This is a genomic window from Halomonas sp. 1513, assembly GCA_001971685.1.
In the GTDB taxonomy this organism is placed as follows: domain Bacteria; phylum Pseudomonadota; class Gammaproteobacteria; order Pseudomonadales; family Halomonadaceae; genus Franzmannia.
The window spans coordinates 928,727-954,043 of sequence record CP019326.1; the positions used below are offsets into that span (position 1 = coordinate 928,727).

General features: G+C 63.5%; 25 protein-coding genes and 1 pseudogene. 10 read left to right on the forward strand and 16 right to left on the reverse strand.

Annotation, left to right across the window (positions count from 1 at the left end; all coding sequences use genetic code 11):
• Positions 1-5 precede the first annotated feature (5 nt).
• Together BWR19_04260 and BWR19_04265 are read right to left on the reverse strand one after the other, a co-directional pair.
• Complete coding sequence (locus tag BWR19_04260; protein APX92215.1) at positions 6-497, reverse strand: GNAT family N-acetyltransferase; 492 nt, start codon at positions 495-497, stop codon at positions 6-8.
• A gap of 99 nt (positions 498-596) precedes the next feature.
• The gene (locus tag BWR19_04265) at positions 597-1,073 is read right to left on the reverse strand and encodes a peroxiredoxin (protein APX92216.1); all 477 of its coding nucleotides are present in this window, start codon (positions 1,071-1,073) and stop codon (positions 597-599) included.
• Positions 1,074-1,215: 142 nt separating this feature from the next.
• Between BWR19_04265 and BWR19_04270 the strand changes: the two genes are divergently transcribed.
• Positions 1,216-2,499, forward strand: coding sequence for a cardiolipin synthase B (locus BWR19_04270; GenBank protein APX92217.1), 1,284 nt, complete (start codon positions 1,216-1,218; stop codon positions 2,497-2,499).
• 3 nt (positions 2,500-2,502) lie between these two features.
• On the opposite strand, the gene BWR19_04275 is transcribed toward BWR19_04270, so the two are convergent.
• From BWR19_04275 to BWR19_04285, 3 genes are all read right to left on the reverse strand, one after another.
• Positions 2,503-2,934 carry an aldehyde-activating protein gene (locus BWR19_04275; protein APX92218.1) on the reverse strand — a complete coding sequence of 144 codons (432 nt, stop codon included), beginning with the start codon at positions 2,932-2,934 and terminating at the stop codon, positions 2,503-2,505.
• Positions 2,935-2,999: 65 nt separating this feature from the next.
• Entirely contained in the window at positions 3,000-4,259 is a 1,260-nt protein-coding gene (locus BWR19_04280) for an MFS transporter (GenBank protein APX92219.1), read from the reverse strand.
• 150 nt (positions 4,260-4,409) lie between these two features.
• Positions 4,410-4,640: a hypothetical protein gene (locus BWR19_04285; GenBank protein APX92220.1), complete on the reverse strand. Its 231-nt coding sequence runs from the start codon at positions 4,638-4,640 to the stop codon at positions 4,410-4,412.
• A 27-nt stretch (positions 4,641-4,667) separates the two neighbouring features.
• Here BWR19_04285 and BWR19_04290 point away from each other — a divergent pair, with 27 nt between their 5' ends.
• On the forward strand, positions 4,668-4,889 hold the full coding sequence (locus BWR19_04290) for a hypothetical protein (GenBank protein ID APX92221.1): 222 nt from the start codon (positions 4,668-4,670) through the stop codon (positions 4,887-4,889).
• 72 nt (positions 4,890-4,961) lie between these two features.
• Here BWR19_04290 and BWR19_04295 read toward each other — a convergent pair whose 3' ends face one another.
• Complete coding sequence (locus tag BWR19_04295) at positions 4,962-6,812, reverse strand: ABC transporter permease (GenBank protein APX92222.1); 1,851 nt, start codon at positions 6,810-6,812, stop codon at positions 4,962-4,964.
• 193 nt (positions 6,813-7,005) lie between these two features.
• Here BWR19_04295 and BWR19_04300 point away from each other — a divergent pair, with 193 nt between their 5' ends.
• The gene (locus BWR19_04300) at positions 7,006-8,025 is read left to right on the forward strand and encodes a hypothetical protein (protein APX94892.1); all 1,020 of its coding nucleotides are present in this window, start codon (positions 7,006-7,008) and stop codon (positions 8,023-8,025) included.
• Positions 8,026-8,101: 76 nt separating this feature from the next.
• On the opposite strand, the gene BWR19_04305 is transcribed toward BWR19_04300, so the two are convergent.
• Entirely contained in the window at positions 8,102-8,452 is a 351-nt protein-coding gene (locus BWR19_04305; GenBank protein APX92223.1) for a sulfurtransferase, read from the reverse strand.
• A gap of 104 nt (positions 8,453-8,556) precedes the next feature.
• Here BWR19_04305 and BWR19_04310 point away from each other — a divergent pair, with 104 nt between their 5' ends.
• Positions 8,557-8,871, forward strand: a complete 315-nt coding sequence (locus BWR19_04310; protein ID APX92224.1) for a PadR family transcriptional regulator — start codon at positions 8,557-8,559, stop codon at positions 8,869-8,871.
• On the opposite strand, the gene BWR19_04315 is transcribed toward BWR19_04310, so the two are convergent.
• From BWR19_04315 to BWR19_04340, 6 genes are all read right to left on the reverse strand, one after another.
• Positions 8,858-9,955, reverse strand: coding sequence for a histone deacetylase (locus BWR19_04315; protein ID APX92225.1), 1,098 nt, complete (start codon positions 9,953-9,955; stop codon positions 8,858-8,860). The two genes, BWR19_04310 and BWR19_04315, sit on opposite strands and share 14 nt — an antisense overlap.
• Positions 9,956-10,104: 149 nt before the next feature.
• The gene (locus BWR19_04320) at positions 10,105-10,953 is read right to left on the reverse strand and encodes a nitrate ABC transporter ATP-binding protein (protein APX92226.1); all 849 of its coding nucleotides are present in this window, start codon (positions 10,951-10,953) and stop codon (positions 10,105-10,107) included.
• Positions 10,954-10,964: 11 nt separating this feature from the next.
• Entirely contained in the window at positions 10,965-11,777 is an 813-nt protein-coding gene (locus BWR19_04325) for a nitrate ABC transporter, permease protein (GenBank protein APX94893.1), read from the reverse strand.
• A gap of 82 nt (positions 11,778-11,859) precedes the next feature.
• A complete protein-coding gene (locus BWR19_04330) occupies positions 11,860-13,164 on the reverse strand; it encodes a bicarbonate-binding protein (protein ID APX92227.1) in 1,305 nt (434 codons plus the stop codon).
• Between the two features lie 279 nt (positions 13,165-13,443).
• The gene (locus tag BWR19_04335; GenBank protein ID APX92228.1) at positions 13,444-14,715 is read right to left on the reverse strand and encodes a response regulator receiver protein; all 1,272 of its coding nucleotides are present in this window, start codon (positions 14,713-14,715) and stop codon (positions 13,444-13,446) included.
• Positions 14,716-14,824: 109 nt separating this feature from the next.
• Entirely contained in the window at positions 14,825-16,177 is a 1,353-nt protein-coding gene (locus tag BWR19_04340) for an MFS transporter (GenBank protein ID APX92229.1), read from the reverse strand.
• Positions 16,178-16,559: 382 nt separating this feature from the next.
• On the opposite strand from BWR19_04340, the pseudogene BWR19_04345 reads away from it, so the two are divergent.
• From BWR19_04345 to BWR19_04360, 4 genes and pseudogenes are all read left to right on the forward strand, one after another.
• Positions 16,560-16,760 (forward strand): annotated as a pseudogene (locus BWR19_04345) (TetR family transcriptional regulator).
• Between the two features lie 38 nt (positions 16,761-16,798).
• On the forward strand, positions 16,799-18,046 hold the full coding sequence (locus BWR19_04350; protein ID APX92230.1) for a cytosine permease: 1,248 nt from the start codon (positions 16,799-16,801) through the stop codon (positions 18,044-18,046).
• A 71-nt stretch (positions 18,047-18,117) separates the two neighbouring features.
• Positions 18,118-18,654, forward strand: coding sequence for a transposase (locus tag BWR19_04355; protein APX92231.1), 537 nt, complete (start codon positions 18,118-18,120; stop codon positions 18,652-18,654).
• Between the two features lie 20 nt (positions 18,655-18,674).
• Entirely contained in the window at positions 18,675-19,481 is an 807-nt protein-coding gene (locus BWR19_04360; protein APX92232.1) for a transposase, read from the forward strand.
• A gap of 63 nt (positions 19,482-19,544) precedes the next feature.
• Here BWR19_04360 and BWR19_04365 read toward each other — a convergent pair whose 3' ends face one another.
• Together BWR19_04365 and BWR19_04370 are read right to left on the reverse strand one after the other, a co-directional pair.
• Positions 19,545-21,314: a peptidase M23 gene (locus BWR19_04365; GenBank protein ID APX92233.1), complete on the reverse strand. Its 1,770-nt coding sequence runs from the start codon at positions 21,312-21,314 to the stop codon at positions 19,545-19,547.
• 216 nt (positions 21,315-21,530) lie between these two features.
• Positions 21,531-22,379 (reverse strand): nuclease PIN, encoded by an 849-nt coding sequence (locus BWR19_04370; protein ID APX92234.1) that lies wholly within the window; start codon positions 22,377-22,379, stop codon positions 21,531-21,533.
• Positions 22,380-22,485: 106 nt separating this feature from the next.
• On the opposite strand from BWR19_04370, the gene BWR19_04375 reads away from it, so the two are divergent.
• Together BWR19_04375 and BWR19_04380 are read left to right on the forward strand one after the other, a co-directional pair.
• Positions 22,486-23,406: a LysR family transcriptional regulator gene (locus tag BWR19_04375; GenBank protein ID APX94894.1), complete on the forward strand. Its 921-nt coding sequence runs from the start codon at positions 22,486-22,488 to the stop codon at positions 23,404-23,406.
• A 79-nt stretch (positions 23,407-23,485) separates the two neighbouring features.
• Entirely contained in the window at positions 23,486-24,490 is a 1,005-nt protein-coding gene (locus BWR19_04380) for a glutathione-dependent reductase (protein ID APX92235.1), read from the forward strand.
• On the opposite strand, the gene BWR19_04385 is transcribed toward BWR19_04380, so the two are convergent.
• Complete coding sequence (locus tag BWR19_04385; protein ID APX92236.1) at positions 24,487-24,936, reverse strand: hypothetical protein; 450 nt, start codon at positions 24,934-24,936, stop codon at positions 24,487-24,489. The two genes, BWR19_04380 and BWR19_04385, sit on opposite strands and share 4 nt — an antisense overlap.
• Positions 24,937-25,317 lie beyond the last annotated feature (381 nt).

A 25,317-nucleotide genomic window follows, 5' to 3' on the forward strand; every position in this document is an offset into this window, starting at 1 on the left:
AGTGTTCAGGCACTGGCCAGGCGCTTATACATGATGCGGGTATCCACCAGCCCCAGCTCGCGGTGGCGGTAGCCGCCGGGCACCGTGCCGATGATCTCGAAGCCGAGCGTCTGCCATAGGCGTATGGCCACCTCGTTGGTCGCGACCACGGCATTGAACTGCATGGCCAGGTAGCCGGCCTCGATGGCGACCCGCTGGGAGTGCTCGCACATGGCGCGGGCCACCCCCTTGCCGCGGGCCTGGGGGGTGACCATATAGCCGCAGTTGCAGACATGGTCGCCGGGCCCGGCGGCGTTGGGCTTGAGGTAGTAGGAGCCGAGCAGCTCGCCGTCCTGCTTGACGACGAAGGTGAACTGCGGCAGCTCGCACCACAGCCGCCAGGCGGTATCGAAATCCATGTTCGGGTCGAAGGCGTAGGTCTCCTGCGCCTCGACGATGGCCTTGAAGGTCGGCCAGAAGACGCGGAAGTCGTCGTGGGTGATCGGGGTGATGTCCATGCGCTCTCTCGATGATGGCAGCCAACTATTCTGACCAGTCACCCCGGCGACGCACAAGGGCCGGCCACCAGGGCCGGCCCTTGCGTACCGCCGTTAGTCTCAGAGCTGAGCCAGCACCGTCTCGGCACTGCTCTTGTCGACGCCCTTGGCATCGATGCCGATGTACTCGACCACGCCGTCATTGGCGATCAGCGCGAAGCGCTTGCTGCGGATACCCATGCCGCCGCCGCTGGCATCCATCTCGGTACCGATGGCCTTGGTGAACTCGGCGTTGCCGTCGGCCAGCATGGTGAAGGCCTCGGCATTCTGATGCGTCTGCCAGGCGTCCATCACGAAGGCATCGTTGACCGCCATGCAGGCGATGGTGTCGATCCCCTTGGCAAGGATCTCGTCGGCCTTGATCACGAAGCCGGGCATATGGGTGTTGGAGCAGCCGGGCGTAAAGGCGCCGGGCACGGCGAACAGCACCACCCGCTTACCGGCAAACAGCTCACCGGTGGAGATATCCTGGGGGCCATCCGGGCCATTGGTCTTGATCGTGACGTCGGGAATCTTGTCGCCTACTGTCAGTGTCATACCAGATCCTTCCATGTGGTGTGTGGTGCTTCCAGGCTACGCCAATGTGCTGCCTTGTCCAGCGTCGCTGTCATAGGCTAACGCTCGCATTCCGCCTGGGCTACTGCAATCATGGGGCGAATCACAAGGCAGGGAGCCGCTAGTGAAACGTCGTACTCGCGTGGTCGTCTCTACGGCCGTGCTGATTGCCGTGATATTCGCGGTGGGCAGCGTGCTGCTCTTCAACGCTACCCCCAAGCCCAAGCGGCTGCTCGAGCCGCTGGCGGTGGACTTCACCACTGCCGATGCAGACTTCCGGCGCAGCATGGGACTGATCCTCGAGCAACCTATCGTGGCCGGCAATCGCATTGCCATGCTCGAGGACGGCGAGGCGATCTATGCCGACATGCTCGATGCCATCGACGCTGCCGAGGCCTCCATCACCTTCGAGACCTTCGAGTTCTGGGGCGAAGAGGCCGCCGGGCCATTCGTCGACGCCCTGGTGGCGGCGGCCGAGCGCGGTGTCGCGGTGCATGCCCTGATCGACTATGTCGGCTCGGTGCCCGCCACGGCGAACAAGTTCGAGCGCATGCAGGAGGCCGGCGTCGAGGTGATCCGCTGGCGTAAGCCGTCGTGGTACGAGCTGGCGCGGTTCAACCATCGCACTCACCGCAAGCTGCTGATGACCGACGGTCGCATCGGCTTTATCGGCGGTGCCAATATCACCGACAACTGGCTGCCCGACGACGACGGCCAGGCCTATCGCGATCACCACTTCCGCGTCGAGGGGCCGGTGGTGGGCAACATGCAGGCCGCCTTCGTCAATGCTTGGCTGGACGCCAGCGGCCGACTGCTGCTCGGCGATGGCTATTTCCCCGAGCTGGAGGCCGAGGGCGAACTGGAGGCGCAGATGGTGACCAGCACGCCCCGCGAGGGCCGCCACCGCATGCGCATGATGCTGATGGTGGCGATTGCCACGGCCGAAGAGCGGATCACCCTGGGCTCGGCCTACTTCTACCCCGACGAGGCATTTCTCGAGGCGCTGATCGAGGCCCGCGAACGCGGCGTCGAGGTCAATATCCTGGTGCCCGGCGACAGCATCGATATGGGCTTCGTGCGCCACGCCTCGGTCAACCGCTGGCGGCCGATGCTCGAGGCCGGCGTGGCCATACACGAGTATCAGCCGTCGATGTACCACGCCAAGTTGGTCAGCATCGACGACCGCTGGGCCAGCGTCGGCTCCACCAACCTCGACAACCGCTCCTTCCGCATCAACAAGGAGGGCAACCTCAACGTCTACGATGAGGACTTCGCCCAGCGTGTCCGCGAGCTGGTCGAGGACGACATCCGCCACGCCGAGCGCTACGACCTCGAGCGCTGGGAGAATCGCCCCTGGCGCAAGCGTCTGGCCGGCTGGATCAGCATGCTGGCCGGCGCGCACTTTTGAGCGTCAATCTCCGTCGCCTGCATTGAAGGCGGCGAACACCTGATCGCCGGTCATATCGTGGGTCTCGTTGGCGAAGGCGTAGTAGCCGGGCTTTTCGTCGATGAAGATCTGGGTGGCGAAGTGCCAGCCGTGGCCCTGGTCGACCAGCCCCACCGGTACGGCATGGTGCTCGCCGCTCTTGAGGCGGTAGAACAGGTGCGTGCCGCAGTGCCGGCAGAAGCCGCGCTCGGCCCACTCGGAGGAGGGGTAAACCGTGACGTTGTGTTCGCCTATGAGGTCTATTGCGCTGGCGCCCTCCAGAGCCAGCAGCGGACCCCCGCCCCAGCGGCGGCACAGGCTGCAGTGGCAGGCAGCGACCTCGTCGGTGGCGACCTCGACGCTCAGGGTGACGGCGCCGCACAGGCAGCTGCCGGTATGGTGGGTCGTGGCGGACATCAGACTCTCCTTGTAATGACGACTCCTCAGCCAGTCTAGACGCAAATTTCCACGCTGCTGAACGCTTAGCGCGAGGCGTCATCGAAGCGGTCGACGCGGCGCAGAGTGGGGAACAGCCGCATCCAGGCGCCGACCACGGCCAGGGTGCCGATGCCGCCGATCACCGCCGCCGGCACCACGCCGAGCCAGGCCGCCATGCTGCCGGCGCGGAATTCGCCGAGCTCGTTGGAGGAGCCGATGAACAGCATGTTGACGGCGTTGACCCGGCCGCGCATGGCGTCGGGGGTGGCCAGCTGGATCACCGTCATGCGCACATAGACGCTGATCATGTCGGCGGCGCCGGCCACCAGCATGGCCAGCAGCGATAGCCAGAACAGCGTCGAGAAGGCGAACACCAGGTTGGCGACGCCGAATACTGCCACGGCGACGAACATCACCATGCCGGCGTGGCGCTTGATGCCGCGCACGCCGAGATATAACCCCATCAGCAGCGCGCCGACGGCGATGGCGCTGCGCAGCGCACCGAGCCCCTCGGGGCCGACATGCAGCACCTCCTGGGCGTAGATGGGCAGCAGCGCAACTACCCCGCCCAGCAGCACCGCGAAAAGGTCCAGCGAGATGGCGCCGAGGATGATCGGCTGGCGGCGGATATAGCCAATGCCGGCGGTAAAGCGTCGCCAGGCGGTGGCCTCCAGGGAGGTGGCGGCCTCGGTGAAGCGGATCGGCACCGGCAGCAGCGAGACCAGGGCAATCGCGAAGCAGCCCAGGCATGTGGCGTAGGCGAGACTGCCGCCGCCCACGGCATAGAGAATCCCACCGAGCAGCGGGCCGCCGATCACCGCGACCTTCATGATCGCACTGTTCAGGGCGATGGCCTGGGCGAGCTGGGGCCGCGGAACGATATTGGGCAGCAGGCTCTGCAGCGCCGGGCCGGTGAAGGCCCGGGCGCAGCCGAACAGCGCCAGCACCGCGTAGTAGGCCCCGACCCGCTCGCTGGCGGCCAGCGCCAGGCCCAGCAGCAGCGCACTGCACAGCGCCTGTACCGCCCAGCTCAGCTGCAGGATGCGCTTGCGTGGGAAGCGGTCGACCAGGTCACCGGCGGGCAGCAACAGCAGCACCATGGGCAGAAACTGTGCCAGGCCGACGTAGGCCAGCGACATCGGGTCGCGGGTCATGGCATACACCTGCCAGGCCACCACCACCGCTTGGATCTGCATGGCGAACACCGCCGCCAGGCGCGATACCAGGAAACACACAAAGCCGGGTTGGCGATGCAGGGCGACCTGCTCTGCGGCGGGGGGATCAGCGGCGTGGGCAGAACTCATGGCGTGTCCGGCAGCGAAGCGAAACTCTGATTCTAGTGATTCTTAGGGTGATATTCACTCGGCTAATGAGTAAGGGGCTAATGAATGAGGCGGGCGGCATGGCATGGCCAGCGAAGACGCCCCGGCCACGTCCTGTGGCCGGGGCGGTGGCTACGTCAGTCTGCTCCCGCAGCGGGGACAGGTCTCATGCGCGTCGCGGGTGATGCCCGCGGATGGCTCGCGCTCGGGATTGATGGCGACCAGGGTGCCGCGCTCCCAGCGCAGGCCCATGTCCTCGAGCATACGCGGGTCGCACTCCCGGAGCTGAGCGAATTGACGACGCTTGATCGCACGGCTGCGCAGTGCGCGAAGCAGGTTTTTGAGGCTAGCGGAAATTGCCATTTCTCGGTCTCCTTGCAGGAGGCCGGGATGCAGCGCGAACAGGAGATGACCGAATACAGCGGGGGTAACCACATGGCCGCGACGCATGCCGCGGCCATCGTTTCTCAGTATCGGATTGGCACGCGGCAACGGCAGGCTCGCATCGCATTATTGGCAATACGATGTAGCTTGCTTGGGCGGTTGACGCGGGATTGCCAGCGCATGAGAAAACGGTCTCTGGATGGGGTTGATGCCGCTCACCTTATGTGAGTGACCCTTTTTTTATAAACAACCGCTGAACAAGCGTCAAGCGGTGGGTAGAGCGCCGTTGAGTCCGGACCCTCAGCGATAGCCCTTGGCCTGGAGCCTGAACAGCGTGGCGTAGCGGCCGTCGGCGGCCAACAGCTGGTCGTGGGTGCCGCGCTCGATGATCTCGCCGCGGTCGATGACCAGGATCTGCTCGGCGCTGCGCACCGTGGAGAAGCGGTGCGAGATCAGGATGGTCATCTTGTCGCGTCCATGTTCGCGGAAGCGCGCGAAGATCTCCGCCTCGGCGGCGGCGTCCATCGCCGCGGTGGGCTCGTCGAGCACCAGGATATCGGCGTTCTCGCGCATATAGGCCCGCGACAGGGCGATCTTCTGCCACTGCCCGCCGGAGAGTTCCTGGCCGCCCTTGAACCAGCGGCCCAGTTGGGTCTGATAGCCGCTGGCCATGCGCGCGATGAAGTCGTCGGCCATGCCGTGGCGTGCGGCCTCCTGCCAGCGCTCCTGGTCCTCGAAGGCGTGGGTATCGCCGACCCCGAGGTTCTCGCCGACCTGCAGCTGGTAGCGCACGAAGTCCTGGAAAATCACGCCGATACGCTCGCGTAGCGCCTCGGTCTGCCAGTCGCGCAGGTCGCTGCCATCCAGCAGGATGCGCCCCTGGGTGGGGTGATAGAGCCGCGTCAGCAGCTTGATCAGGGTGGTCTTGCCGGAACCGTTCTCCCCCACCAGGGCGAGGCTCTGGCCCGGGGCCAGGTGCAGGTTAATGTCTTGTAGCACCGCCTCTCCGCCGGGATAGGCGAAGCCAACGCCCTCGAAGCGCAGGCCATCACCGGGCGTGGCGCCCTGGGTGAGGGTGCCGCCGTCGTCCTCTACCGGCTGCTCCAGGTACTCGTAGAGGTTCGAGAGGTAGAGGTTGTCCTCATACATGCCGCTGATCGCGGTCAGGCTGGCCGAGAGCGCCGCCTGGCCCTGCTTGAAGACCATCAGGTACATGGTCATCTCGCCCAGCGTGAGGCCGCCGGCGATGGTCTCCACCACTACCCAGCCGTAGGCGCCGTAGAAGGTCAGGGTGCCGAGCAGGCCGAGCAGGAAGCCCCAGCTCTCGCGACGCAGCGTCAGCAGGCGGTCCTCGGCGAACAGCCGAGTGAAAATGTCGCGATAGCGCTGCAGGAATAGCCCCTCGAGGCCGAACAGCTTGACCTCCTTGATGCTGTCCTCGCGGGCCAGCACCGTTTCCAGATAGATCTGCATGCGGGTCTGCGGCGAGCGCCAGCGAAATAGCCGGAAGGCGTCGCCGGAGAACTTGGCCTCGGAGATGAACACCGGCAGGGCGCCCGCCACCAGCAGCAGTAGCGCCCAGGGCGAGAACTGCACCAGCAGCACACCGAAGCTGGCCAGCGAGATGGCGTTCTGCAGCAGCCCGAAGGTCTTGTTGACCAGCGCCAGGGGGCGGGTCGAGGCCTCGCGGCGGGCGCGGGTCAGCTTGTCGTAGAGCTCGGAGTCCTCGAATTGGGAGAGCGACAGGCGTCCCGCCTTTTCGAGGATCATCACGTTGACCTTCTGGCCGAGGAGCGCACGCAATAATGACTGCTGGGCGGCGAGGCCGCGCTGGGCGAGCGCGATCAGCGCGATGATCAGGCCCTCCAGCGCCACCAGCCACAGCACCGGGGTGATCAGCGCGAGCAAATCGGGGTCGCTGGCCGCGCGGTGGGCCTCCATGGCAGCGACCACGCCGTCGACGATCAACTGGCCCACCCAGGCGGCTACCGCCGGCAGCACCCCGGCGACCAGGGTGCACAGCATCAGCCCCAGGGTCATCCAGCGCGAGGTCTCCCAGACCAGGCCGAGCGCCCGGCGGCTGTAGCGAAACACGCCGAAGAACCCGGCGAGGGGCTGGCTGCTAGCGCTATTCGATAAGGCTGAGGTCAAGACAAGCGATCCAAGGGTATTTGCCGCGAGTGTACCTTTTTCGCGGATGACTTGACCCTAATCAACTCCCGTTAATGCATCGATAGATACCCTTTATCAGCACATTATCGAAAAGAAAAAGGCCGTCTTGGCATGAGCTATGTCATGAACCCGACGCTGGATGGCCAAAAAGATGGGGATCACTGTGATGAAGATACGCGTGATGAGCATGTTGGCAGGCGGAAGTCTGCTGTTGGCAGGGCCGCTGGTGGTGGCTAACGACGAACTGCGTGAGCGGGCGAATCGCGTCTTGGGCGGCGTCGAAGCAACACCCTCCGAGGAACTCGAGGATCCGAAATCCACGCTGGGGCAGGCGCTGTTCTGGGATATCCGTCTCTCATCGAACGGTGAAGTGGCCTGTGCCAGCTGTCACTTCCGTGAAAACTGGGGCTCCGATAGCCGCGAACGTTCGATCAACGCGCGCGGTGGCGAGACCATGCAGTCACAAACCGTGTTCCACTCTCAGGACACGCCGGGATTGCGTTGGCTGGCGGACCGGGCCACCGGGGCCGATCAGGCGATGGGCTCGATTACCGGCTCGATGGGGTTCGACGATCGTGAAGATATCCTGCCGGTGCTCCACGAACACGGCTACGAAGCGCTGTTCGCGGCCGCCTTTCCAGAAGATGAAGACCCTGTCTCGGTCGAGAACTATGGCCAGGCACTGCAGTTCTATCAGACCACGCTACGCACGCCGGCACCCTTCGATACGTGGCTCGAGGGGGATGACGAGGCGCTGAATGAACTGGAAGTGCGAGGCCTGGAGCGCTTCATGAACAGTGGCTGTGTCGGTTGTCATAGTGGTGAGCTGGTGGGGGGTACCATGCTTCAGCGGTTTGGCATCCGTGAGAATTACTGGGAGCACACCGGCTCGCTGGATATCAGCTCGGGTCTGATGGCCGTGACAGGCGAGGAGAGCGACCGCTTTTTCTTCCGCGTTCCCTTGCTGCGCAACGTCGCAAAAACAGGGCCTTACTTCCATGACGGCTCTGTGGATGATCTGCGCCGCGCCACCGCCATCATGGCGCGAGTGCAGCTTGGGCAGGAGCTCGACGACGAGGCGCTTGATGAACTGGTCGCCTTTCAGGAAGCGCTGACGGGGGAGATTCCGGAAAACTTCTTGCCGCCGGAAGGCATACCGTTTGAACTCCCCGAGGGAGTCGAAGCGGACTGAACAACCCTCGGCATTGCGTTTGGCAGCGGCCAGCTCCTCGGGGCTGGCCGCTGCCGTTGCGGTGCTGGCAACGCGCTTATTCGTCGCTGTCGAATGCTTTGAGGCCGCCCTGGATATTGACCACCTGGGTGTAGCCCATGCGCTGCAGGGTGTCGGCGGCCAGCGCGCCGCGGTTGCCGCCGGCGCAGTGGCAGACGATCGGCGCCTGCTTGTCTGGTGCGGCCTCGGCAATACGCATTTCCAGCGTGCCGCGGCTGATGTTGACCGCCTCATCGAGATGCCCCTGCTCGAACTCCTCCTTGTCGCGCACGTCCAGCACCAGGGCGCCGTCGCGGATCAACTGCTTGGCTTCTGCGGGCGAGACTTCCTTGATGCGCTGCTTGGCCTCGTTGGCCAGGCGCAGAAAATCCTCGGAATGATGGGCCATGGCGTGACTCCTCTCATCGGATGGGGGCTTGCCCCGCACCAGTGGACTTGCTAAAACGAAAACCAATATCGATTTTCGTTAGTTGTCATCGGCGAGTCAACAACATGGAACATCATGATCTGCTATCGGGGTTGGTGCGGCTGCACGTGCTGCACCACGCTGCCGAGCACGACATCTACGGCCAGTGGATGATCGACGAGTTGGCGCGCCACGGCTATCGGCTCAGCCCCGGCACTCTCTATCCCATGCTGCATGCCATGGAGCGCAAGGGCTATCTGCGCTCACGTCAGGAGCAGCAGGGCAGCACGCGGCGCAAGCTGTATCGCGCCACGCCCCTGGGCCACGAGGGGCTGGCGGTAGCCAAGCGCCAACTCAAGGAGTTAACCGCCGACCGGCCTCCTGCTGTCAGGATTGGGTAAAGGCGCTGCGATGAAAGGCCGCGGCGGCCTCGACTTCGGCGATGCCGCACTCGCCCGGCGGCGGCGGAACCGCACCTGCGAGCACCTCGAGCACGGCCTTGACGCCGTGTGACAGCGAAATCAGGTTGTAGCCGCCCTCGAGCACGAATACCAGCCGCCGCTCGCAGTGGCGCTCGGCGAGCAGCTTGAGGCGGTGTGTCATCGAGGCGAAGCCACGGTAGGAGACGTTCAGCGCCAGGTCGTGGGCGTGGGGGTCGAAGCCCGCCGAGACCAGGATCAGGTCGGGCTTGAACCAGTCCGCTGCGGGTTCGATGATGCGTTCGAAGGCCAGCAGGTAGGCCGCGTCGCCGGCATCGGCCGGCATCGGGATATTCACCGTGGTGCCTTCGCCGAGACCCACCCCGACCTCTTCCAGGCTACCGGAGCCGGGATAGAAGGGCGCGCCGCGGTGCAGGTCGATGAACAGCACGTCGGGGTCGGCCCAGAAGATGTCCTGGGTGCCGTTGCCGTGATGCGCATCCCAATCGAGAATCATGATGCGCTGGCAGCCCAGCGCCGCCTTGGCGTGGGCGGCGGCCACTGCCACGTTGTTGAACAGGCAGAAGCCTCGCGCTCGCACCGGCTCGGCGTGGTGCCCCGGTGGGCGTACCAGGGCGAAGGCGCTGGCAGTGTGCCCGGCAACCACTGATTCCACGGCGGCGATGGCGGTGCCGGCGGCCACCTCGGCGGCCTCGACGCTGCCCGGCGAGACGGCCGTGGTATCCACGTCCAGCCAGGCGTATTGGCCACGCAGCTTGAACACCTGCTCGAGGTAGGACGAGGTGTGTACCCGACCGAGCTGTTCTTGAGTGGCGGCCTTGCCGTCGGCGTAGGTCACGCCGTCGATGGGCGTCAGCGCCAGGAACTGCTGGATGGCGGTCAGTCTGCCCGGGTGCTCTGGATACTTCCAGGGCACCCCGAGCCCCGACAGCAGCTGGCGAATGCGGGTATCCATACGGCCGGGCAGGAACGCGGCATCGGGGCTGGGTTCGTGGGCCAGCATGCGCTGGTCGTAAAACACCGTGACGGGGGTGACATCGGTCATGGGCGGGCTCTGGATCGCGGTCGATGGCTATGAGCATGGTCCGGGGATCGCCGCCTTGCCATCTTTGTCGTCATTCCATCGTGCCAAGATGCAACGACCGCCACCCGCAGGCGGCGGTCGTTGCTGCGCTCGGCCCGGTGCCGATGGGCTCAGGCGCGGGCCTTGGTCGGTGGCGATGCGGGCGACTTCTCGCGCCGCTCGGCGAGCCTTTCGACCTTGCGCTGCTTCTCGTAGAGAAAGCGCAGCACTTCCTGGCGGTAGCGATTGTAGGCCGGATCATCGGCCAGGGTGATGCGATTGCGCGGCCGCGGCAGGTCGATGTCGAGGACTTCGCCGATACGCGCCGAGGGGCCGTTGGTCAGCATCACGATGCGATCGGAGAGCAGCACCGCTTCGTCGACGTCGTGGGTGATCATGATCACGGTGTTACCGAGCTCATCCTGGATACGCATCACCTCCTCCTGGAGGTGAGCGCGGGTCAGGGCGTCGAGGGCGCCGAAGGGCTCATCGAGCAGCAGCACCTTGGGCTCCATGGCCAGCGCCCGGGCGATGCCGACGCGCTGCTTCATGCCGCCGGAGATCTCCGCCGGACGCTTGTCCAGCGCGTGGCTCATGCCGACCATCTCGAGGTTCTTGAGAATCCAGGCGTGACGTTCGGCCTTGGTCTTGGTGCGCGCACAGGTCTTGTTGACCGCCAGGGCAACGTTCTCGTAGACGGTCAGCCACGGCAGCAGCGAGTGGTTCTGAAACACCACGCTGCGATCGGGGCCCGGGGCGTTGACCTCCTTGCCGTCGAGGATCACCGCGCCGGAGGTGGACTCGGTCAACCCGGCGATGATGTTGAGCAGGGTCGACTTGCCGCAGCCAGAGTGGCCGATGATCGAGATGTACTCGCCGCGGGCGACGCTCAGGTCGATGCCCTTGAGCACGTTGCTCGAGCCGCCCTTGGAGTGAAAGGTCATGTCGACCTGTTCGATGCTGAGATAGCGTTGGGTCATGGGAAGTCTCCTTAGCCCTGGGCGGTGCCGCGGGTCACGCGGTTGCCGATGTAGGCGACCATACGGTCGAGGAAGAAGCCGACGATGCCGACATAGACCAGCGCCAGCACGATGTCGCTGATCATCGAGGCGTTCCAGGCATCCCAGATGAAGAAGCCGATGCCCACGCCGCCGATCAGCATCTCGGCGGCGACGATGGCCAGCCACGACAGGCCCACGCCGATGCGCAGCCCGGAGAAGATGTAGGGCGCGGCGGCCGGCAGCATGATGCGGGTGAAGTACTCCAGGCCATTGAGGCGCAGTACCCGCGCCACGTTGCGGTAATCCTCGGGGATGTTTCGCACGCCGACCGAGGTGTTGATGATGATCGGCCAGATGGCGGTGATGAAGATCACGAAGATGGCCGAGGGAGTGCTGTCCTGGAAACCGGCCAGCGAGATCGGCAGCCAGGCCAGCGGCGGGACGGTGCGCAGCACCTGGAAGACCGGGTCGAGCCCGCGCATGGCCCAGGTGGACTGGCCGACCAGCACGCCGAGGCTGATGCCGGCCACGACGGCCAGCGAGTAGCCGTAGGCGACTCGCTCGAGGCTGGCCAGTATCTGCCAGCCCATGCCCTTGTCGTTGCCGCCGTAGTCGTAGAAGGGGTCGACGATCAGCTCCCAGGTGTCGCTGATCACCTGGGAGGGAGGCGGCAGCGCTGCGCCAGGCGAGGAGCAGAGGATCTCCCAGATTGCCCCGAGCACGGCGAGGATGATCACCGGTGGCAGAACATTGTGGATCAAGGTGTCGCGAAGGCGGTGAAGGTTGGCCGACCAGCCGCCCATCAGCGGCTGGTCAGTGCTGTCAGCGCTGGATGAAACGCTCATGGCGATTCTCCTGTGTCAGTAATGGTGCGAGGGATATGGCTCAGGCCAGGCGCTTGATCTCGAGGCTATCGAGATAGGCCTGGGGATCCTCGGGATCGAATGTCTTGCCGTCGAAGAAGGTCTCGACGCCGCGGGATGTCGAGTCGGGAATGTCGCTTGATGCCACGCCGAGTCGTTCGGCGGCCTGGCGCCATAGGTCCTCGCGATTGACGCGTTCGATCAGGGCGGCGCTATCGAGATCCTGCGGCAGGTAGCCCCAGCGCTGATTCTCGGTCAGGAACCACAGGTCGTGGCTCTTGAAGGGGTAAGAGGCGTGACGGTCCCAGTAGCGCATCATCTGCGGATGGTTCTCGACGACGCGGCCCGTACCGTAGTCGAAGTTGCCCTGGATACGGTCGATAAGGTCGTCATAGGGCGCATGAATCCAGCGGCGACGTGAGCAGATCTGTGCCATCTCTTCATGGTTAGCCGGGTCCTCACACCACATCTGTGCCTCCATGATCGCCATCAACAGAGCCTGGGTAGCGTTGGGGTTTTCCTCCACGTAATCACTGCGCATGGCGAAGGCTTTTTCCGGGTGGTCGTTCCACAGTTCACCGGTGGTATTGGCGGTATAGCCGATGCCTTGGTTGACCAGCTGATGGTTCCAGGGCTCGCAGACACAGAAGGTATCCATGCTGCCAACGCGCATATTGGCGACCATCTGGGCGGGAGGAATGGTGATGGTCGAGACGTCGCGGTTGGGGTCGATGCCGCCCGCCGCCATCCAGTAGCGAATCCACATATCGTGGGTACCGCCAGGGAAGGTCATGGCGGCTGTCGCCTCGTCGCCACCGGCGCGCTTCTCGGCCAGCGCCTGGCCGAACTCACGGGTATCGAGCTGCACCTCCAGGTCGGCGTAGTCGCGGCCCACCGAGATGCATTGGCCGTTGAGGTTGAGGCGGGCCAGGATGCTCATCGGTACCGGCTGGTTATTGGGCGTGACGGCGCCGGAGCTGATCAGATAGGGCATCGGCGTGAGGATGTGTGCTCCGTCGATGCCGTTGCGCTGCGAGCCGAGCACCAGGTTATCGCGGGTGGTGCCCCAGGAGGACTGCTTGAGCACCTCGACATCGGTCATGCCGTGCTTGGCGAAGAAGCCCTTTTCATCGGCGACGAACAGCGGGGCGGCATCGGTCAGGGCGATAAAGCCAAGCTTGGCCGCGGTGGTTTCCGGCTTGCCGTCGGCGAAGGCCCAGCTAACGGGTAGGCTGCTGAGCAGCGCCGAGCCGCCGACCAGGGTGGCGGAGTTCTTCAGAAAGCGACGACGCTGAGGGGAGTAGCCCTTGAATCTGTTGTTGTTCATGCGATGGCTCCAAACAAAGAAACGGCGCCTGATATAAGCCCCACCCACACTGGGTGATTCTTAATCAGACGCCGTTGTCCGCTATTGAAAACTGCCTGGGAGCTGAACCGTCGTTGACTCAGCGTACGCCAATAGCGTTGCAGTTAGGGTGCCATTTTCACATTTAGTCGAGGCGATGCTTTCGTTAACAATGACTTGCGTATATCGGTGGCGGTGAGCCGAAACCAGGCGTGGCGTTGTCTTGGTGCGCGGGCATGATGCAGCGCACCACTTGCGACCTCAGGCCTGGCGCTTTTGTAGAATATTGGCCAGGTCGATGATGGTTCTTGCCATCTCGGCCATGCTCTTGCTCTGGTCCATGGACGCCTTGCGCAGGAAGCGATAGGCCTGGTCTTCGCTCATCTGCTGATGCTCCATGATCATGCCCTTGGCACGCTCTATCAGCTTGCGCTCGCGCAGCATTTCACGAGTATTTTCCAGCTCATCGCTGATATGTTGCAGTCGCGCATTCTGAGACTGCATAAGGTCGATCAGCGCGCGGTTAAGCCGTGATTCGACCGCGTTGGCGGTCAACTGGCCGAGTTCGTGGGTCGCCTCCTGTGGAAACAGGTCGACCAGCTGTTCGCAGGTAGAGCACTGTTCGATGGCATCGTGCAGTGAGGCATCCAACTGCTGCTGGTCGTTGATGTCGGCCTGGGCCTGCTCGATCTTGCGGTGGCAAAGCTGGGAAAGCTCGGCCGTCAATTGCGCTTCGACCTGCTGCATGGCGTCGATGCGTGCGGTAGTGAGTTCATACCAGGTTTCGCCAAGCGCGTGATTCAGCTGGGCTGCGTGATCGCTGCAGGCCTGCTTGCGTAGCTGCTGGATTCCATCCTGACGGCGCGGGGCGTGCTGCTGCTGCCAGTGCTCGCGTGCAGCATCGCTGGCGAACTCACAGAAGGTATCGAAACAGCGCTGCTGGGCGTCGATCAACTGCAAAAGTAGCTGGCGATGGGCGGCGTCGAACTCGCCGGCGGTGAAGCCGATAGCGCCGCAGGCGCGTTCCTGACCGGCCAGCTCCTTGCCCTGCATGAAGTGGAAAATCGCCACCAGCGAGTGGGTCACGTCGGGATCGTCGGCGGTGTCGGCAGCGTCGAAGACCACCGCCAATAGCCCGCCGATCAGCCGATTGTAGGTGCGGGTAGCGGCATCGGCACTGATCGCCAGTGACTCGATCTCCCTACGCAGCGTGGGCAGGGCGTCGAGAGCAGCCCACACGCAGGCGATGCGCTTGAGCAGTCGCGCATTGCTCGCGGCCTGCTGCGGAAGGTCATCGAGACGCTCGCGTATCGCCTGCTCGCGCTTGAGGCTGTCGCTGACACGCTCCAGCCGTCGTGCGCTAAAGCGCTGGCCGCGGGAGGTGAGGTAGATGTTCGAGGCGCCACGCTCTTTTTGCAGCGCATGCACGAAGCGGCTGATATCGCCGACCAGTTCGCAGGTGGCGGCGAGCCGCTCGAGGTTGCCTATTTCGCTTCGCTTGGCGGCCTGCAGTAGACGGTGGGTGGGGGTCATGGGCTAGGCCTCCTCAGTGAGTGACGCATCATCTCTCGCCACGCAAGCCGCCGCCCTTGCGAGCGGCGGCTTGCTATCGGGTCGAGCCAGGTGTCGGTGCGGGCTGCGATCAGCGCAGCGAGAGTGCACCGGCGCCGGTCTCGTCGCCCACGGCATCTTGATAGGCGGCGGCCTCTTCGGCCTCGGTCTCCGGAGAGAAGCGTACCAGCAGGGCACAGGAGGCCAGTACCAGCACGGTCAGGCCAAGATAGAACAGCCCTTGCTGGTAGGTGATGGCTTCCGAACGGAACAGAAAGGCTGCGGCCACGGCGCCGACGTTGCCGCCGGCGCCGACGATGCCGGCCACCGCGCCCAGCGCCTTCTTGTTGATAAAGGGCACCACGCCGTAGGTGGCGCCTTCGGCCATCTGCACGAACAGGCTGAATACCAGCATGATGCCGATGGCGTAGGAGAGCACGTGCATCTGCGAGAAAGCGACCAGGGCGATGCCCTCGCACACCAGGGCGATGAACAGCCAGCGTACGCGGCCCTTGAGGCCACCATGCTTGGCGAACAGATCCGAGAAGATACCGCCCATGGTGCGGGCGAACACGTTCATCAGGCCAAACAGCCCGGCAATCATGCCGGCGGTGGCCAAGGTCAGATCGAAGTGATCGAAGAAATAGATGGCGGCGATATTGTTGATGGTCAATTCGACGCCGAAGCAGATGGCGTAGACCACGAACAGTGCCCAGACGCGGATGTCCTTGGCGGCTGCCAGAAAGGTCTGGCCGGCGCCGCTGTCGCCGTCTGCCTGGGGAAGCTCGCCGCGGGCGCGCAGGTCCTCGAAGTTGCCGTTGGGTGCATCCTGGGTAAACCGGTAGTAGCAGATGCCGGTAATGAACAGCACCACGCCGGGCACGACCATGGCCAGGCGCCAGCCGAGGGTCTCGCTGACGCCGAGCATCAGGATGCCGGAGAAGATCAGCGGCATCAGGATCTGGGTGGTGCCACCGCCCAGGTTACCCCAGCCTGCCGAGGTGGCGTTGGCGGTGCCGACCACGTTGGGGGCGAACATCATGGTGGTGTGGTACTGAGTAATCACGAAGGAGGCGCCAATCGCACCGATCGCCAGGCGGGCCAGCAGGAAGGTTTCGAAACTGTTGGCGAAGCCGATGCCCATCACCGGGATCGAACCGAAGATCAGCAGCCCTGAGTAGGCCTTGCGCGGGCCGATGCGGTCGCACAGCACGCCGATCAGCAGGCGCACGACCACGGTGATCGCGACAGAGGCGATGATGGTGTTGCCGATCTGGGTCTGGGTAAGGTTGAGGTCTTCGCGTACCACCGCCATCAGTGGAGCGATGCCGAACCAGCCGAAGAAACAGATATGAAAGGCGAACCACGAGAAGTGGAAGGCTCGCATTTGCGGAGTGCTGAAGTTCAACAGGCGAATCTTGTTGGCCTTGTTGCGAATTTCCATGGGACTAACCTCGTCAAGTGACGGTCGAACTCACGATCAGGGCCTTCGCCGTTGAAGGTCAGGTCGACGCACTCGTACTCGGTCTGAGCCTGGTCCACGTCAATATCTGACATTGATCTAGCAATTAGCTTGCCGTTCGCTTGATTTTATTTTTTATTCAATTACTTATGACATTCGAGTCGCGCGGAATGCTGCGCTGCATGGTGCATGTTGGTGCACTGGCAATGGGGTGCCGCCATGCCGGGGTGCAGGAAACCGGGGCGGCTCGGCGTCGGCTTGGGCGTGGTTGCGCGGCCCGGGGGGGGGGAATGGTACGCTGGATAGCGCCTCGCCGACGGGCGGTGGCCAGCGTTCAGCGTGAGACGGGGTGCAAGGAGACGGGATGGCCAAGAAGAAGGGCGATATTCGTCCCCGCAATGTCGAAAAGATCCTGCTCGCCGCCGAGCGGGTCTTCGCCGAGAAGGGCTATGCGGGCGCCGCCATGGGCGATATCGCTCAGTTGGCTGACCTGCCCAAGTCGAACGTGCACTACTACTTCGCGACCATGGAGGAGCTGTATCGCGAGGTGCTGCTGGGGTTGCTCGACGCTAGACGGGCATTGCATTCATTCCGGAGCTAACAATGAAAACATCCGATTATCCGCTCAGCGCCGTACCGGCGAGTCGCCGCAAAGGACTGCTCTCGACGACCATGGTGCTGCTGGGTTTTACCTTGTTTACGGCGACGATGTGGGCGGGCGGCTCGCTGGGCACGGCATTCACCTTTGGTGAACTGCTATGGGTGATCACCATCGGCAACCTGCTGCTTGGCGGCTATGCCGCGGCACTGGCGTATATCGCCTGTCGCAGCGGCCTCAACTCGGTACTGATGGGGCGCTTCTGCTTCGGTGAGCTTGGCAGCAAGCTCTCCGACTTGCTGCTCGGCTTCACCCAGATCGGCTGGTACGCCTGGGGGACGGCCACCATTGCGGTGATCCTGGTGCAAACCACTAACCTGCCCGGCTGGATGGAGGTCCCGCTGATGGTGGTGTTCGGCATGGCCTTCTGCATCACGGCGATGATCGGCTATCGCGGGCTCGACTGGCTGTCGCGTTTTGCCGTGCCGGCCATGCTGCTGTTCATCCTGATCAGCCTCTATACCGGCATGCACGATATTGGCGGGTTGAGCGGCCTGCTGGGCCAGACGCCCACCGACAGCATGAGTTTTGCCGCGGCCGTCACGGTGATCATCGGCACCTTCGTGAGTGGCGGGACCCAGGCGACCAACTGGAGCCGCTTCGCGCGTTCGCCGAAAATCGCGGTGATCGCCACCCTGGCGGCCTTCTGTGTCGGCAACGGGCTGATGGTACTCACCGGTGCGCTGGGCGCGCTGATCTATCAGCAGGCGGACATCGTCGACGTGATGCTGGCGCAAGGGTTCGTGGTGCTGGCGGTGTTGATGCTGTTCCTGAATATCTGGACCACCCAGGACAACACCATTTACAACTTCGCCGTGGCCGGTTGCAACCTGCTGCGCACGACCCGTCGACGCCTGGTGACCGTGGTCGGTGCCGCTATCGGTACGCTGCTGGCGGTCGGCGGCATGTACGACCTGCTGATTCCCTACCTGGTGCTGCTGGGCACCTTCATCCCACCGATCGGCGGCGTGATCATGGCCGATTTCTGGCTGCGCCATAAGGGGCGCTATCCGTCTCTCGAGTCCGCGAGCCTGCCGGCCTTTCGCTGGGTGGGACTGATGGCCTATGCGCTGGGCTCGCTGGCCGCCTATCTCTCGCCGCTGCTGCCGCCGCTGGTGGGCGTGCTAGTGGCCGTGCTGAGCTATGCGCTGCTGCTGCGCTTCGCCACTGCGACGCTGCCGGCCAAGGCCTAGAAACGACGACGCCCCGCAGGTGAACTGCACCCCGAAAGTTGGACATCCAACCCAACCTTCGGGGTGTTTCTATGAGGAATCGATATAGCGAGCAGTTCAAGTGGCAGGTGGTGCAGCAATGTCTGCGCGTGGGGGGCAGCATAAAGGAGGTAGCCCGCCAGCTTGAGCTGGATTATTCCATGGTCCGGCGATGGCTGGAGCATTACCGGCAGCATGGTCCTTCAGGGTTACGCCAGACGCGCCACCACTACGGCTCATCGTTCAAGCGTGAGGTGCTGGAAAGGATGTGGCGCGACGGCTTGTCGATCCGTCAGGCCGAGGCCCTGTTTGATATCCGTGCCGCTGGCGCTATTGGCAGATGGGAACGCCAATATCATAGTGGGGGTCTGACCGCGTTAGCCCCAAAGCGTAAGGGACGCCGCCCCATGCCCCAGAAGCCCCCATCACCGCCCAAGCCTTGCGCCGATGAGGAGCGCTCCCATGAGGAACTGCTCGAGGAACTGGCCTATCTACGGGCAGAGAATGCCTACTTAAAAAAGCTCGATGCCTTGATCCAGGAAAAGCGGGCGACGACGCGGGGCAAAAAGCCCAAGCCGTCCAAGGATTAAGGCATGAGCACTCACTGGCGCTGCTGCTGCGTGCGGCCGAGCTGCCGCGCAGCACGTTCTACTACCAGATCAAGGCCTTGGACGCTGACGATCGGTACGCGGCTCTGAAGGCGCGTATCCGGGCGATCTACGACCGCCACAAAGGGCGCTATGGCTACCGTCGCATCACCTCCGTTCTGCGGCAGGCAGGTGAGGCGATCAACCACAAGACCGTCCAGCGGTTGATGCAACAGCTAGGCTTGAAGTCCCTGGTTCGCCCTAAGCGGTATCGTGCCTACCGAGGCGCGGAAGGCTACGCCGCCCCGAATACGTTGCAGCGTCGGTTTCAGGCTCAGCGTCCCCATCAACGGTGGGTGACAGACATCACCGAATTCAAGGTCAATGGCCAGAAGCTCTACCTGTCACCGGTCATGGATCTATATAACGGAGAGATCATTGCCTTCCAGACAGGGCCACGCCCGGTGTTCGACCTGGTGAAGGGTATGCTCAAGAAAGCCTTTAGCAGGCTGATCGCGGGGGACCGGCCGCTGCTCCACTCGGATCAGGGCTGGCATTATCGCCACCCCAGATATCGCCGCCTAGTGGTGGAGAAGCGGATACTCCGTAGCATGTCACGGAAAGGGAACTGTCTGGACAATGCTGCGATGGAGAGCTTCTTCGGCACCCTGAAGGCTGAATACTTCCATTTGAACCGGTTCGACACCATAGAGCAGCTGCAGCAAGGCCTCGACCGTTACATCCATTACTACAACCACGAGCGTATCAAGATGAAATTAAAAGGCCTGAGCCCTGTGCAGTACAGGACTCAGGCCTTGAGCGCCGACTGAATGAGCCGTCCAACTATTGGGGGTCAGTTCAAGGGCGGGGCGTCGTGGGGTCAGTGCGGGAGTCTAGCTGTCGTCGCCAGGGCGGCGCGGCTCGGGCTCGCCGGTACTGGTGCTGGCGATGACGGTGCCGGTTTCGCCGCTTTCGAGCGTCGCCAGCAGGCGCTCGGACTCGCGCTGGAAGGCGGCCAGGGCATCACCTTCGAGGCTCTGGTTCTCGGGCAGGTCGACGCGCATCGGGTCGACCTGGTTGCCGTTGACGATCACCTCGTAATGCAGGTGTGGGCCGGTGCTGCGCCCGGTGTTGCCGGATTTGGCAATGGTCTCGCCCATGCTGACGCGATCACCACGGCTGACCAGCGGCTCGGAGAGATGCAGGTAGCGGGTGCGGTAGCCGTTATCGTGGCGTACCACGATGAAGCGGCCGGCCAGCGGGTGATTGCCTACCTTCTCCACGCGACCATCGGCGGGGGCATTGATCGAGGTGCCGATCGGCATCGCCCAGTCGGTGCCGTAGTGCGGGCTGACGCGCCCAGTGACCGGATGCTTGCGGCGCAGGTTGAATGAAGAACTCTGGCGATAGTTGCCGTTGAAGGGGTAGCGCTCGAAGGCCGGGTCGAGGCTTGCACCATCGGGGGTATAGAAACGGTTGTCGGAGCTGTTGCGAACCACCGTCAGATCCATCCGCGCGCCTTCGTACTTGACTGCCAGCACGCGGGAGTCGAGGCTCTGGCCGTCGATCAGGTCGGATTCCACCAGCACCTGGAAGCGATCGCCGCGACGGGTGTCGCGTCGGAAGTCGAGTTTTTTCTCCAGCAGTTTGCTGAGCTGGGCGACTTCTGAGGCGGACAGACCGGTGGCCTCGGCGGAGCGTCCGAAGCTACCGCTCACTGTCCCGGCAAACAACCGCTGGGTAGGTTCGCCTGCCTTCTCGATGCTCGAGACCTCGAAGGCCGTCTCGGGGTCGCGCTCTATCAAGAAGCCGCTGCGTGGATTCTTCATCACACGCAGCGCCAGGAGTTGCCCATCTTCATCGAGCTGGTAGTCGAAATTGTGCCCGGCCCGCCAACGGGTCAGAACATTGCGATCGGGCATCTTGTCGAGTAGCTGCAGCACTTCGCTGTAGCCGAGGCCGAGGGTTTGCTGGGCCATTACCGCGAACGTATCGCCCTGCTGCACCGTATAGGTTTCCCATTCGGGCACATAGGTCTGTTCGGCTACTAGCTCTTCATCGAGAAATACGTCGCCATCGTCGAACAGCACCAGGGGGCCGTCGAGGTAGTCGTCATAATCGTAGGCGGTATAAGAAGCCAGCGAGTCGTCGTCTAAGCCGGCATCCTGCATGGACTCATCGACCAGCGCCAGATCGTCGGACTGGCCCATCTCGGGAAGATGTAGAGCAAGATGCAGCACGTCGGTATCAATGGTTGCCGGCGAGTCTTCCGGCTGCTGCTCATCGACATCGATGGATTCCGCGGTAGTGGCGGCGACGGACGTCTGCTCAGCGCTCGCTTGTGCCGTAGAGAGCATGTCGATGTCGACGATTTCCTGAGCCGCCAGTTCGGCAATGGGGACGTACTGGCGAGTGGCATCCAAGGCATTACTGGCCATTTTCACCGCGTCTGATACGGCATTGCGCTCGAAATCGAGTTCGCCTGTTTCGCGGTTGGTATTTGAATCGAGGGGGAAGAAAGCTGGTGAAGCGACGCTGGGGCTTTCGCCTGTAGTGTCGAAAGCGCCGATGATTTTTTGCGTACCTAGCACGGTGACCATGGTGGCGACGGGTAGTAAAAGTAACTTGTGCGTGCGAGGCAGCGAATGAAGAATTCGCAACATGATAACGGCCTTGACTTGTTAGATGAACGTAAAAAGGCACGAGAACCTTACCCCAAGCCGCTTGAGATGCCTAGACTGTACATAAGCACAGGTATTTAGGCCGCGGTTTGGCAACGCTGTTCGACTAACGTCTAGCGGTAGATCATGCTGGATTTCCCCGGCGAGGTAGCGCTTATTCCTGGTTTTTCGCGTACGCCGGGGTGTAATTCAAGTGATTTATCCTGTCAGGTTGCCACTCCGGTAGTCCTTTAACGCCTGTTCGAGCTCGTCATGGGTGTTCATGACGAAAGGCCCGTAGTGGGCGATCGGCTCCTGATGGGGGGTGCCGGCGAGAATCAATGCCTGAGCGCCGGAGTGGCTGTCGAGCGAGAGGTGCTGCCCCTCGCCGAGGCGTGCCAGGTGGCCGGCAGTGATGCGCTGGTCGCCGATCTCCAGCTCACCGTCGAAGACATAGACCGCCAGCATCGGGGCGCTTTGCTCCAGCAGCAGGCGCCCGCCATGCTCCATGATCACATGAGCGACGCCGCTATCACCGGCCAGTGCATCCAGCGGCCCGGCGACGTGTTGCTGTGGCTCGATACCGCGCCATTCACCGCCCAGGGCGATCAGCCTGGCAGCCTGGCCGTGCAGAGAGGGCATCTCGCTTGAGCGTACGTCGCGGTAGGTAGCGTCGCTGAGCTTGTCCTTGGCCGCAAGGCTCAGCCACATCTGAAAGGCGTGCAGGCCATGATGGTCGGTGAGCGGCATTTCGGAGTGAACGATGCCACGTCCGGTATGCATCCACTGGGCGTCACCCGCGTTGATGGTGCTGGAATGTCCCATGTGGTCTTCATGGGTCAGGCCGCCGTGAATCACGTAGGTCAGGGTTTGAATGCCGCGGTGCGGGTGGGGCGGAAAGCCGCCGATATAGTCGTCGGGTCGATCCGAGCCTAGCTCATCGAGCATCAAGAAAGGATCGATACCGCCGCCGAAGTCGTGAATGCGCTTGATCTTCACGCCGTCGCCGTCCTGGCTCGGCTGACTGCGCACCACAGAGGCGACTGAACGGATAGGGGAGGGGGTCATCGGAGAGTCTCCTTGGAAAGGTTGGTACTGATGCCGAGGATTATCGATGATGGACAGGCGATATCAGAAGCGCATAGTTTTGCTGCAACTGTTCGAGGAATTCGAAATGTCCCGTGTGACACTAGCGCAGTGGCAGATGTTGGCTGCCGTGGTCGACCATGGCGGCTTTGCACGCGCCTCCGAGGTGGTACATAAAAGCCCTTCGACACTCAACCACGCCGTGCACAAGCTGGAAGAGCAGTTGGGCGTCAAGGTGCTGGAGCCGGTAGGCCGTCAGGTGCGGTTGACCGAAGCCGGAGAGCTGCTGCTGCGGCGCGCGCGGCAATTGATCGAGAGCGCCGAAGCGCTCGAAGACGTGGCCGAAAGCCTGGCGGCGGGGCTCGAGGCGGAGATCGTGCTGGCCATCGACCAACTGTTTCCACCGGACGCCCTGGCCCGGGCGCTGGATGCCTTTTCGGTGCGCTATCCCGGGGTGCGCGTGCAGCTTCATGAAACGGTGCTCAACGGTGGCATCGAGATGCTCTATGACGGCCGCGCCGATCTGGTGGCGTCAGGACTGGCGGCGCAAGGCTTTCTCGGCGAACCGCTGGTGACGGTGCGCTTCATCGCCGTGGCACACCCCGACCATCCACTGCACCGGCTCGGTCGGCCCCTTGACCTGCGCGATCTCAAGCAGCATCGCCAACTGGTGGTACGCGACTCGGCCCAGCGCCAGTCGATGGATGCCGGCTGGCTCAAGGCCGAGCAGCGCTGGACGCTGAGCCATCTCGCCACCTCGGTGGATATGCTGGAGCGTGGGCTGGGCTTTGCCTGGGTACCGGAGACGCGTATTGACCAGGCGCTGGCGCGCGGCACCCTGGTGGCGCTGCCGCTCAGCGCAGGGGGGATTCGCGAGGTGCCGATGCAGCTGATCTATCGCGACCGCGACCGTGCAGGCCCCGCGGCTCAGGCCATGGCGGAAGTGCTCAGGCAAGCCGTGCTCGGCTGCTGCGAGACGCACGTTGATTCGACGCCATCGAATGACTAAGCGCAAAACTTGCGCTTGAGCGTCGGGCCGATGGGGGTAGGCTGTGGCCACTTGATTACATTCGACTCGGAGGTGGCCCATGGGCCTGTTGATCGACGGCAAGTGGCACGACCAGTGGTACGACACCGACAAGCACGGTGGTGAATTCGTGCGTGAATCCGCCCAGCTGCGCGACTGGGTGACGGTCGACGGCAGCCCCGGTCCCGGCGGCCAGCCGGGATTGCCCGCCGAGGCGGACCGCTATCACCTGTATGTGTCGCTGGCCTGCCCCTGGGCGCATCGCACCCTGATCCTGCGTAAGCTCAAGGGGCTGGACGCGCTGATCGGCGTCTCGCACGTCAGCCCGCTGATGCTCGACCAGGGCTGGACCTATCATGAGGACGAGGGCTCGAGTGGCGATCCGATCAACGGCGTCGAGTATCATCGCGAGCTCTATACTCTCACCGATCCGCACTATACCGGCCGCGTCACCGTGCCGGCGCTGTGGGACAAGCAGCAGCGGCGCATCGTCAACAATGAGTCCGCCGAGCTGCTGCGCATGCTCAACGGCGCCTTCGACGAGCTGACCGGCAATCGCCTCGATTTCTATCCGGCTGACCTGCGCGAGACCATCGATGCGGTCAACACCGATGTCTACGACCACATCAACAACGGCGTCTACAAGTCGGGCTTCGCCACCGACCAGAAGGTCTACGACAAGCATGTGGTGGCGCTGTTCGAGGCGCTGGATCGCATGGAGGCGCGCCTCGCCGAGCATCGTTACCTGGCCGGCGAGTGGCTGACCGAGGCCGACATTCGGCTATTCACGACCCTGGTGCGCTTCGATGCCGTCTATCACGGCCACTTCAAGTGCAACCTCAAGCGCATCGAGGACTACCCGAACCTGTCGAACTACCTGCGTGAGCTATACCAGTGGCCGGGCATCAAGGAGACGGTGGACTTCGATCATATCAAGCGCCACTACTACTACAGCCACGACACCATCAACCCGACCCGCATCGTGCCCAAGGGGCCGCTGCTCGACCTCGAACGCGCCCACGACCGCCAGCGGCTGCCGGGGCAGGGGATTCGCGAGAAGGGTTAGGCGTTCTTCGCCAGCCAGCGATCCAGCGCATTGGCGAACTCGCGGCGGTCAACGTCGGAGTAGCCCTTGGGCCCGCCGGTGTGTTCGCCGCTGGCGCGCAAGGTCTCCATGAAATCCCTCATCTGTACCCTGGCTTTGATATTACTCTTGTCCAGCATCTCGCCGCGGGTGGTCATCACCGCCCCACCCTTGTCGATGGCCTCCATGGCCAGCGGCAGGTCCGAGCTGATCAGCAGGTCGCCGGCCGCGAGGCGGGCGACGATCTCGTTGTCGGCGGCGTCGAAGCCGCTGGCCACCGCCAGCGACTTGACCCAGCGCGACGGCGGCAGCGGGATCTGGTGATTGGCCACGAACCAGGCGGGGGTGGCGGTGCGTTCGGCGGCACGCAGGATGATCTCACGCGCCACCTTGGGGCAGGCGTCGGCATCGATCCACAGGGTCGGCATGGGGGCTCCTGACAGAGGGGCAAGAATGGCGGCCGCGAAAAGACTGGCCAGGGTCGGGTGGCGATGTTAGCATGCGCGCTCCTCGCATGTGTTGACCCCACCATCGTAACGGTTCGTCGCTCATCGCTGCTTGATTCGATGATGCTGCACGACGCTTTGCAGGACGCCAGATGCGTCCGACTATGTAGATGGAGCGCCCAGGAACGCGGATTGTCATTCCGCGCGGCGCAAACGGTCGCCACAGCGGTTCGCCGAGGGTCTATGCGAGCAGCTGCCCGCCATGGCCCGAGCCGATTCGGCCCTGCCGAATCTTCGTACGCGAACCGGATGCCAGGTGCGACCGGTGTCCCAGACTCCGCCCGTGCTGCCCCAAGGGGCAGG

Bases quoted from the DNA above. Each gene is read 5' to 3' on its own strand.
- BWR19_04370 (APX92234.1), bottom strand. From the start codon at position 22,379: ATGACCCCCTCCCCTATCCGTTCAGTCGCCTCTGTGGTGCGCAGTCAG.
- BWR19_04330 (APX92227.1), bottom strand. From the start codon at position 13,164: ATGAACAACAACAGATTCAAGGGCTACTCCCCTCAGCGTCGTCGCTTT.
- BWR19_04280 (APX92219.1), bottom strand. From the start codon at position 4,259: ATGAGTTCTGCCCACGCCGCTGATCCCCCCGCCGCAGAGCAGGTCGCC.
- BWR19_04375 (APX94894.1), top strand. From the start codon at position 22,486: ATGTCCCGTGTGACACTAGCGCAGTGGCAGATGTTGGCTGCCGTGGTC.
- BWR19_04305 (APX92223.1), bottom strand. From the start codon at position 8,452: ATGGCCCATCATTCCGAGGATTTTCTGCGCCTGGCCAACGAGGCCAAG.
- BWR19_04380 (APX92235.1), top strand. From the start codon at position 23,486: ATGGGCCTGTTGATCGACGGCAAGTGGCACGACCAGTGGTACGACACC.
- BWR19_04325 (APX94893.1), bottom strand. From the start codon at position 11,777: ATGGGCGGCTGGTCGGCCAACCTTCACCGCCTTCGCGACACCTTGATC.
- BWR19_04260 (APX92215.1), bottom strand. From the start codon at position 497: ATGGACATCACCCCGATCACCCACGACGACTTCCGCGTCTTCTGGCCG.
- BWR19_04265 (APX92216.1), bottom strand. From the start codon at position 1,073: ATGACACTGACAGTAGGCGACAAGATTCCCGACGTCACGATCAAGACC.
- BWR19_04350 (APX92230.1), top strand. From the start codon at position 16,799: ATGAAAACATCCGATTATCCGCTCAGCGCCGTACCGGCGAGTCGCCGC.
- BWR19_04320 (APX92226.1), bottom strand. From the start codon at position 10,953: ATGACCCAACGCTATCTCAGCATCGAACAGGTCGACATGACCTTTCAC.
- BWR19_04335 (APX92228.1), bottom strand. From the start codon at position 14,715: ATGACCCCCACCCACCGTCTACTGCAGGCCGCCAAGCGAAGCGAAATA.
- BWR19_04365 (APX92233.1), bottom strand. From the start codon at position 21,314: ATGTTGCGAATTCTTCATTCGCTGCCTCGCACGCACAAGTTACTTTTA.
- BWR19_04385 (APX92236.1), bottom strand. From the start codon at position 24,936: ATGCCGACCCTGTGGATCGATGCCGACGCCTGCCCCAAGGTGGCGCGT.
- BWR19_04340 (APX92229.1), bottom strand. From the start codon at position 16,177: ATGGAAATTCGCAACAAGGCCAACAAGATTCGCCTGTTGAACTTCAGC.
- BWR19_04285 (APX92220.1), bottom strand. From the start codon at position 4,640: ATGGCAATTTCCGCTAGCCTCAAAAACCTGCTTCGCGCACTGCGCAGC.
- BWR19_04355 (APX92231.1), top strand. From the start codon at position 18,118: ATGAGGAATCGATATAGCGAGCAGTTCAAGTGGCAGGTGGTGCAGCAA.
- BWR19_04275 (APX92218.1), bottom strand. From the start codon at position 2,934: ATGTCCGCCACGACCCACCATACCGGCAGCTGCCTGTGCGGCGCCGTC.
- BWR19_04310 (APX92224.1), top strand. From the start codon at position 8,557: ATGGAACATCATGATCTGCTATCGGGGTTGGTGCGGCTGCACGTGCTG.
- BWR19_04315 (APX92225.1), bottom strand. From the start codon at position 9,955: ATGACCGATGTCACCCCCGTCACGGTGTTTTACGACCAGCGCATGCTG.
- BWR19_04290 (APX92221.1), top strand. From the start codon at position 4,668: ATGCAGCGCGAACAGGAGATGACCGAATACAGCGGGGGTAACCACATG.